We start from the raw sequence: 8243 nt of genomic DNA on the forward strand, positions 1-8243 counted from the left end.
GCTGCGGTGCGGTGGGACGTGCCCGAGTGCCATCGTCTGCTCGGCGGCGACTCCGGAGGTGGCAGACTATGAAGCACTGCAACAACTGCGGCAGTCCAGTGACCGTCCGTTTCGCACAGGTGTTCGGGACGAACAACGACGTCGTGTACGCGTGCCCGAACTGTGCCCCCTACGAACAGCTCACGTCGGGTGCCGCCGGTCATCAACCGGCTTGACCACTTTTTAAGATCGTCGTTCAGAGCAGCGCGCGGTGAGTGTCCTGCGTGAACATCTCGAGATACGCACCGTACGGCGTCCCTCCCGTCCCCGTCGTCTCGCCCAGCGGCACCGTGAGATACTGCTCGACGATGTCGGTGTGACAGTCGCGGAAGGCGACCAACCGGTCGAGACAGTCGTTGTACGCCCGTCTGAGTGGGTCGCCGCCGGCAGTGACGTAGTTCCGAATGCTGGGGCCGTCGGCGACGGCTTCGACGAACGCACGGTGAGCCGGCGGCATGTCCTTCCGAAGGGTTCGGAGGTGACTGACGAGCGGATTGTCGCCGTGGTCGACGCCGAGTGCGGCGTCGAGCGCCGGCAGCAGTGACGACTGTGCGCCGGACGCGCCGCGATACGACTGTGGCCCCTCCAGTTCGGGGACGCCCTCGTACGTCACCTCGGTGAGCGGCTTCAGATAGTGACGGAACGTCCGCCCGTAGTTCTCCGGTGCGTTGCGTTCCGGCATCCGAGCGAGGATGCCTTCGAGTCTCGCCAGCGCCGCCTCCATCCGGCCGAGCGCCTCGCGGACGCGGGTCACGTCGTCGTCGCGGACGCCCGCCTGCGCCTCGCCGATGGCACCGAGCGCCGGGCCGGCGGTGCTCTCGATGGCGACGTGGACGGCGACGAACCACCGCTCGTCTCGCAGGCTCACGAACCTCGTCAGCGTCTCGACGTTGGGCGGGGTGAACGGCTTACTGTCGTCGAGACGGCTCCAGTTGTAGAGGACGTAGCCGTCGTACGACAGCACCGGCGTCCGGCCGAGGCGGGCCGTCGACTCGTAGAGCGGGATAGCGACGCCGCTGGGGATCGAGTCGACCGACGGTCCGTCGAGTTTGTGGACGTAGGCGTTCGCGAGAAAGCCCGAGACCGTGTAGAGACGGAGCAGTTCTCTCTGACTCATCTCGTCGACGAGCGCCCCCGGCGGGGCCGACAGTTCGCGGAGCGTCGGTCGCAGCGTGTCCTCCTCCAGTCGTCGTGGGAGGCTGTCGGCCAGTTCGTCGAGCGTCTGCAGCCGGGGGTGGGCGTCGGAGCCGAACGAGGCGAGCGGGTCGGCGTCGGGGACGAACCCGCGCGTCGGACTGACGTCGAACCGGTCGTAGTCGAGTGTGGAGACGGACGCATCCATACGATGCACCACGTGGCGCGAGAGAGATAATTCAGGTGTGTTTCGGGCTGAACAGTGTCGAACAGCACTGGGGTCGACGCGGTAGATGTGGACACGAGTCGCCAGAATCGGTGGCGGGGATAGCCGGCGGCGGTCCGGGTTCGGATCTCCAGAAATACGTATCACCGTCGCCGTCGTCTCTGCGAGCATGACCGCCATTCTTCTCGCCACCGACAGCAGTACGTACGCGAAGGCGGCCGCCAGACGGGCGATCGATCTCGCCGCCGAGCGGGGGCAACCGCTCTACGTGCTGGCCGTCGTCGACAGCCGGAAGTTCGACGAACCTGCGCTCAGCACCGAAGAGCTCGCCACCATCGAAGCTGAGGACCACGGCCACCAGTCGGTCGGAGCGGTCGTCGAGTTGGCGACGGCCGCCGGTGTCGACGTCGACTACGACATCCGCCACGGCGTTCCACACGAGACGATACTGCAGTGCGCCAGCCAACTCGGCGCCGACTGTATCGTCGTCGGCGCACACGGCGAACACGAGAACCACCTCGGCGGTGTCGGTCGGCAGGTCGCCGACGAAGCCGACTGCGAGGTCGTCGTCGTCGACACGACCGACTGAGCGACCGGTCGAGGTCAGGCGTCGTCGGGGTCAGGCGACGAGTCGCGCCGCCTGTGAGATCCACCCGCGAGCCATCTGCTCGGTGACGTCGGCGACCCGAGCGATCGTCGCGGCGTCCGCCGCTGCGAGATCGGCCACGCGTTCGATACCACCCTCACGGAGTCGCCGCTCGTACGTCGGTCCGATGCCACTCACCTCCTGTAGCGCGTGGCCTGCGGCGACGTCGCGGTCCTCGATCGACTCTTCGACCTCCCGACGGATCGCGTCGCTCACACCCGTGACGAGCGTCGACTCGACAGTGTCGTCGTGCTCGACGACGACCCGAACTCCGTCCGCCTCGGGTTCGAGTCGAATCGTGACATCGAGCACCGTCTCGACGAACCGCCGGACTGCCGTCGCGTTCCGTCCGACGACGTCCCGTGTGATCGTCCCGTCGGCGTCCGCGACGCTGACCGCCACCTCGTCGACGTCGCCGACGGTCACGTCCGTCTCGACGTCGACGCCGAGCAGTCGCTCGACCCCCTCGCCGAGGACGTCCGCAGACGAGGGCGACAGCGACTGTTCGTGGAACCACTCGGCGACCTCCGGCCAGAGGTCACGGTGGGCCGCGGCCGACACCGAGAGCCCGATGTGTCCGGTCGGATACTCGACGGTCGTCACGTCGTCGCTGGCGACGGCGTCGTTGAACGGCGTCGAGGCGGTCGGCGGGACGAGATGGTCGTAGCTGCCGACGATCTGGAGGACGGGTGCCTCGATCCGGCTCAGGTCGACGTGTCGACCGCCGAGTTCGAGTTCGTTCTTCGAGAGCAGGTTTCGCTGGTAGATCGACTCGACGAACTCGCTGTAGGCGTCGCCGGCGACGTCGATACCGTCGGCGAGCCACCGCTCCATCCGCCCGAAGTTGGCGACGAAGTCCTCGTTCTCGAGGTGGTCGTACAGCGAGACGTACTTCGAGACGCCGTTTGCGACCGGATCCATCGCGGCGAAGCCGGCCGCGAGGAACTCCGCAGGAACGTTGCCGAACGTCTCCGGGATCGTGTGCGGATCGAAGTACGCTTCGTCGCCCCAGCGTTCGAGGAGACCGCCGGTCCCGTCGAAGTGGAGCCCAGTCGCCAACAGGCCGAGAGCGTTCACCTTCTCCGGATAGAGCGCGGTGTACATCGCCGCCATCGTCCCGCCCATACAGTAGCCGAGCAGGTTGATCGAGTCCTGCTCGGACCGATCGCGGACGGCGTCTACGCAGTTGTCGAGATAGCGGGTGACGTAGTCCGCGAGCGTGAGCGACGCGTCGAGTCGAGAGGGTTCGCCCCAGTCGACGAGATAGACGTCGTGACCGGCCTCCAGCAGGCGGCGTACGACGCTTCGGTTCGGCTGGAGGTCGAGCACGTACGGTCGGTTGATGAGTGCGTAGACGACGAGGAGCGGGACGGGACTCTGGGCGTCGGTCAAAGGTTCGTACCGAGAGAGTGTGAGCTTGTTCTCCCGATAGACGACCTCGCTCGGCGTCTCGCCGACCGAGGCCGACCCGAGTTGGCCGAGTCGCTCGTCGGCGACGGCCGCTCTGTGCGTCAGCTCCGTCGCGGCGTCGAGCGTCGAGCGCCAGAGAGCGAACGGCCACGTCAGTGGGGTGAGAGGGTTGGCTGGAGGCATGTGGTGTGGTCTCACTGAAGAAGACGCGGGACGAGACCATCGTTGTGACGGCGAGGTCGCGCCGGCCGTCGCTCCACCGATCCGTCCTCGTCGGACCGGCACGAACTCGCCCCCGACAGTCGGACTCCGAAGACGGTCGGCGAAACCCGCACGGTTCGTTATGCCGTAGTACAGCCTACGTTTCGGACGATGATACGGGAGCTGCGGCCAGTCCTCGTCGCCTGTCTCCTCGTGAGTGCCCTCCTCGTCGGGACGGTCCACGCCAGCGTCGGCGGTGACTTCGTCCGACAGCAGGTGACTTCGGAACAGCCGTCGCCGGAAGACGTCGAACGCGCCCACGAACGACTCCAACAGGCGAACCGAGGGTATCAGACGGCGCTCGCCACCGTCGACGCGGCAGACGACGTGGGCGTGGACACACGGCCGTTCGACGATCGACTCGGAGACGCACACGCGGCGCTGACAGAGGGTGTCGAAGCCGTCCGGCAGACGCCACCGAACACCGAGCGTGCCATCGAAGCGGCGGCACACGCCGAACTCCTCTCGCTCGCCGTCCGGGCCGACGCCGAGGAGGCGGCGAGACGCGCGGTCGCCGAGGCGGCGATCGACGCCGAGGTGGCCCGCCTCGAAAGCGAAGAGGTCGACGCGTCGGCGGCGACGGCCGTCTGGTTCCGCCGCGCGAGAGCGGATCTCGCCGCCGCTCGGTTCGAGGCCGCCGAGCGAGACCTGCGCTACGCTCGGCACGCCGCACAGCGGGTCCACTACGAGTCCTACCTCGCGAACCTCTCCGCGCAGGGGCTCGAGCTCGAGGCGCTCGAATCGGAGCTGACCACTTTCTCGGAGTCGATCGAAGAAGGCAGTCTCGAACCGGGTGACGCGGCGCAGGTCCGACAGTCGTTCGTCCGCACGGACACCTGCGTCGCACGACTCCACGAGGCGACGCTCGCCATCGAGCGGGCGAACCGGACCTCGTCGGTGCTCGTGACGGCGAACGTCACCGCGGCCACGGAAGCCCGACAGCAGGGGTACGGCGCGCTGGAGCGCGGCGAGTACGACGCCGCATGCCAGTACGCGGACACTGCAATCGAGACGGCGAACGCGGAGACGCGTCGCGTTCGAACGACGATCGCAGACGACGTGGTCGCCAGAACGGTCGACGTCGTCTACGACGCCCTCCGCGGGTTCGTAGCGGCGTTCGACGGTCGGCCTTCGACGCCGAACACCGTCCACCCGCCGACGCTGACGCTCGTCGACGACGACCCCGTCTCCGTGGCGTTCACCCCACCGACCCCGTCGGTGACGCCACTGGACTTCACGGCCGGGAGCGTCGACGTGCCGACGCCGACGATCGGCGACGAGGAACGACCATCAGCCGAGACACAGCCTCCCGCGGATCGAGCGACGTCGACGGTGGCGACGGGCAAGACTGTCACCGACGAGACCGAGCGGGGCGGCGACGAGGTGGGTGACGGCCGGGAGGCGACTCACACGGTCACACCGACCCGTACGGTCGAGCGCGTCGAAGCGGCGAGCGGCGACGGGGAGGCGACTCGCGACACCGAGGCGGTCGAGGAGGAGCACGTCAGGTTCGACATCCGCATCGACCGCGTCGAGGCGTGTGGAGCGACCTGCCGGGACATCACCGGGACGCTCCGGAACGTCGGAACCGGCGACGCGCACAACGTCGAGGCCGACATCGAACTCTCGGTCGGCGGGACGGTCGTCTGGACCGGCACCGAGTCGGTCGGGACCCTCCCGGCTGGCGAGACGCGACCCGTCTCCCAGCGAATCACGCTCGGTTTCGGCGAGGCGCTGCAGGCACGGTCGAGCGGGAGCGTCGACGTGGTCATCGTCGTCCGCTCGGACGAACACACTCAGACCATCAGAGACACGATCCCGATCTGACAACGTGTAAGGAATTAAATGAGAGCGAACCGTTAGGTCATATGCAATATGAAGGAGCTATCGACCCGGCGGGCGTTTCTCGCCGCAGCAGGTGTAGTCGGAGTGACCGGACTCGCCGGCTGTTCGGGAGAGGCGGAGCCAGCGACGAACGCGACGACGACCGCGACGGAGACCACGTCGACGTCGACGACAACGACCACGGACGAGTCGACGCAGACACCGGACTCCGGCGGTGTCGAGTCGTCGTTCGACCGCGGGACGGTCGTCGACGACTTCGAGAGCTTCGGCACCGACGACTCCCGCTGGGGGACGATCGGGGGGACCGTCGAGGCCGACACGGACGACGTCTACGCGGGGACGCAGTCAGTCCACATGACGAACGAGAACGGCGACGTCGCGGGGATCTTCAAATCGTTCCCGGACGGGCTCGACCTCTCGAAACACGACCTGTCGCTGGCGGTCAAACTCGAGAAGCCCGTTCGTGGACGGATCGCCGCCGAGTTCCTCGCTCCCGCCCGCAGCGACATGCTCACGAGCAAGCGGTTCATCCCCAAGGAGCTGAACGACTGGGTCCGGATCGATCTCGGCTACACTGGTCGATCGGGCGATCCGGTGATAGAGTCGGTCCAGGAGCTCCGACTGATGGTGCTCACGGAGGAAGGGACGCCGATCGACGTCCACGTCGACGACCTCCGGAAGATCCCGAAACCCGATACGGGGAAGGTCGTCCTCCAGTTCGACGACAGTCGCATCTCGCACTACGAGGTCGCCTTCCAGGAACTGCAAGAGCGCGGCTGGACGGGCGGGTCGGCGATCATCCCGAACTCGATAAACAGCGAGGGGTATCTCACGACCGGCCAGATGCGCGAGATGCGCGACGCCGGCTGGGACATGATGTCCCACCCACAGACGTCGCAACCGCTCCCGCAGTACTCCGAGAACAGGCAACGACAGTTGATTCAGGAGGCGTACGACTACCTCGACCTCAAGGGGTTCCCGGAGGGGGCGCGTCACTTCGTCGCCCCGTACAACCGGGTCAGCAAGACGACGCTCGACATCGTCTCGGAGTTCCACGACGCGGGCTACATGTTCGGGGCGTGCCCGAACAACGCCCAACGGCCGAGCAACATGCACACCATCTCCCGTGTGATGGGGAAAGACCCACGGGGAACGCGCCGCGTGCTCAACCTCGCCGACGCGTACAACCAGCTGGTCGTCGTCACCTGGCACACCATCGGTCGGGGGCAGGACTACGAGACGTCGCCCGAGGACTTCCGGAACGTCCTCGACCACATCGAACAGACCGGGCTGGAGGTCGTCGCACCCTCGGACCTCCTGGACGGATAGCTCGACCCGCTCAGCGCAGTCGACGAGTCCGTTCGGCGACAGTAGAGCGGAACACGCGACGATCGAGGTCGGCGAACCGCGAGGGATGGAGTTCGCGGAACACGCTCTCGAGCAGCCGGTCGTAGACGGCGTCGAACGTCGCAGGGCGACCCTGCCGTTCGAGGGTCGCGACCACCCGCTGGACGCGCGACGGCGTCACGACCTCTGCAGCGAGTTCCTCCGCCGTCGTCGGGTCGACCGACGGGTCCTCGGCGACGTCGACTGCGGGGTTCTCGAGCGTCCCGCAGGCGCCGCGTTTGTTCCGAACGACCACACCTGCGGCGGGGCCGTCGTACCACGCCGACTGCGGGAACTCGTAGGACGAGGGGTCGAAGTCGACGGCTCTGAGTTCCTTCGCGAACGTGTTGACGGGGTCGAGACCGAGTCGCTCGAAGACGTGTTCGACCGTATCGACGCCGAGAAACGCGTCTTTCTCACCGACCCAGACGTCCGTCCCGAGAAACGAGGGCGTCCGTTCCCAGTCGTAGTCGAGTCCACGGTTGTGTATCGCCCGTCCGAAGAACACCACCGACTGGACGTCGTCGACCGCCGACCGAAGCGCACTCCAGTCACACGACTCGCGGACGTGCCGGACGGTGTGTCGATACTGTGGCGGTGCGTCTTCGGGGTCGTACTCGGCCTCGTCGTCACCGACGCGGAGCCGACCGGACGACTGGAGTTGGAACCGAAACGGTCCCCCGACGAGCAGCTCCTGAAGCCAGAGATGACCGCCGTCGAGCAGTCCGTCGACGCCGGTCGAGACGGGAGGGAGATCGCGAAACTGGTGCATCGTCACGCAGGTCGGCGTCAAAGAACATGAATCCGTGGTCGTCTGCGACCACAGCCGAAGTCACCCGAGCAGTCGCGCGAAGGTCAGACAGCCGACGGTGACGGTGAGCGGTCGTCACCACCGTGCAGGATGCGGTCGACGATCTCCTCTAAGTCCGGTGCACCTGTGGGACTGTCCGGTTCGTCCGAGGGATAGTGTGGTACTGCTGGCATGCTTCGGGACCTCCCATTCCACACAGAACAATCCACTACAGAATCATAACGATTGTGCATCTCTTCGTCTCGCTGACGAGTGACTCCGTCGGCTGAAGAATCAGTGGTCGTGCCGAGATGGGACGGCGGTCGGCCCGAGCGTCCGGAGTGCCCACGGGTCCGGGAGAAGACCGTTTACTCGAAGAGTTCGAGGGCCTGCTGGTAGCGGCTAGAGGGCTCCTCCCAGTCGACGACGTTGAAGAACGCGTCGACGAACTCGCCGCGGTCCGGGCCGTAGTCGTAGTAGTACGAGTGTTCCCAGACGTCGAGGGC

Annotated in this window: 9 protein-coding genes; 4 read left to right on the forward strand and 5 right to left on the reverse strand. The window is 66.7% G+C overall.

Annotation, left to right across the window (positions count from 1 at the left end; all coding sequences use genetic code 11):
* Nucleotides 1–68 precede the first annotated feature (68 nt).
* Entirely contained in the window at nucleotides 69–215 is a 147-nt protein-coding gene (locus BSG17_RS27155; RefSeq protein ID WP_170864856.1) for a DUF7563 family protein, read from the forward strand.
* Nucleotides 216–235: 20 nt separating this feature from the next.
* On the opposite strand, the gene BSG17_RS17860 is transcribed toward BSG17_RS27155, so the two are convergent.
* Entirely contained in the window at nucleotides 236–1381 is a 1146-nt protein-coding gene (locus tag BSG17_RS17860; protein WP_170864857.1) for a PrnB family protein, read from the reverse strand.
* A 187-nt stretch (nucleotides 1382–1568) separates the two neighbouring features.
* Between BSG17_RS17860 and BSG17_RS17865 the strand changes: the two genes are divergently transcribed.
* Entirely contained in the window at nucleotides 1569–1988 is a 420-nt protein-coding gene (locus tag BSG17_RS17865; protein WP_089826526.1) for a universal stress protein, read from the forward strand.
* Nucleotides 1989–2018: 30 nt separating this feature from the next.
* Here BSG17_RS17865 and phaC read toward each other — a convergent pair whose 3' ends face one another.
* The gene (gene phaC, locus BSG17_RS28325) at nucleotides 2019–3638 is read right to left on the reverse strand and encodes a class III poly(R)-hydroxyalkanoic acid synthase subunit PhaC (RefSeq protein ID WP_089826560.1); all 1620 of its coding nucleotides are present in this window, start codon (nucleotides 3636–3638) and stop codon (nucleotides 2019–2021) included.
* 189 nt (nucleotides 3639–3827) lie between these two features.
* On the opposite strand from phaC, the gene BSG17_RS17875 reads away from it, so the two are divergent.
* The gene (locus BSG17_RS17875) at nucleotides 3828–5543 is read left to right on the forward strand and encodes a hypothetical protein (protein ID WP_139246684.1); all 1716 of its coding nucleotides are present in this window, start codon (nucleotides 3828–3830) and stop codon (nucleotides 5541–5543) included.
* Between the two features lie 48 nt (nucleotides 5544–5591).
* Entirely contained in the window at nucleotides 5592–6890 is a 1299-nt protein-coding gene (locus BSG17_RS17880; RefSeq protein ID WP_089826530.1) for a polysaccharide deacetylase family protein, read from the forward strand.
* 10 nt (nucleotides 6891–6900) lie between these two features.
* On the opposite strand, the gene BSG17_RS17885 is transcribed toward BSG17_RS17880, so the two are convergent.
* The 3 genes from BSG17_RS17885 to BSG17_RS17890 all read right to left on the reverse strand — a co-directional run.
* The gene (locus BSG17_RS17885; RefSeq protein ID WP_089826531.1) at nucleotides 6901–7719 is read right to left on the reverse strand and encodes a hypothetical protein; all 819 of its coding nucleotides are present in this window, start codon (nucleotides 7717–7719) and stop codon (nucleotides 6901–6903) included.
* A gap of 83 nt (nucleotides 7720–7802) precedes the next feature.
* Complete coding sequence (locus BSG17_RS28330) at nucleotides 7803–7931, reverse strand: hypothetical protein (protein ID WP_280141193.1); 129 nt, start codon at nucleotides 7929–7931, stop codon at nucleotides 7803–7805.
* 174 nt (nucleotides 7932–8105) lie between these two features.
* Nucleotides 8106–8243 (reverse strand): Fe-Mn family superoxide dismutase (locus BSG17_RS17890; RefSeq protein WP_244531590.1); only part of this gene is annotated, 138 nt, incomplete at its 5' end.

The organism is Halogranum amylolyticum (assembly GCF_900110465.1).
GTDB classification, from domain to species: Archaea; Halobacteriota; Halobacteria; order Halobacteriales; family Haloferacaceae; genus Halogranum; species Halogranum amylolyticum.

What these genes read in the sequence shown, in the direction of transcription:
- BSG17_RS27155 (WP_170864856.1), top strand. Translation starts at nt 69, where the DNA reads ATGAAGCACTGCAACAACTGCGGCAGTCCAGTGACCGTCCGTTTCGCA.
- BSG17_RS17860 (WP_170864857.1), bottom strand. Translation starts at nt 1,381, where the DNA reads ATGGATGCGTCCGTCTCCACACTCGACTACGACCGGTTCGACGTCAGT.
- BSG17_RS17865 (WP_089826526.1), top strand. Translation starts at nt 1,569, where the DNA reads ATGACCGCCATTCTTCTCGCCACCGACAGCAGTACGTACGCGAAGGCG.
- phaC (WP_089826560.1), bottom strand. Translation starts at nt 3,638, where the DNA reads ATGCCTCCAGCCAACCCTCTCACCCCACTGACGTGGCCGTTCGCTCTC.
- BSG17_RS17875 (WP_139246684.1), top strand. Translation starts at nt 3,828, where the DNA reads ATGATACGGGAGCTGCGGCCAGTCCTCGTCGCCTGTCTCCTCGTGAGT.
- BSG17_RS17880 (WP_089826530.1), top strand. Translation starts at nt 5,592, where the DNA reads ATGAAGGAGCTATCGACCCGGCGGGCGTTTCTCGCCGCAGCAGGTGTA.
- BSG17_RS17885 (WP_089826531.1), bottom strand. Translation starts at nt 7,719, where the DNA reads ATGCACCAGTTTCGCGATCTCCCTCCCGTCTCGACCGGCGTCGACGGA.
- BSG17_RS28330 (WP_280141193.1), bottom strand. Translation starts at nt 7,931, where the DNA reads ATGCCAGCAGTACCACACTATCCCTCGGACGAACCGGACAGTCCCACA.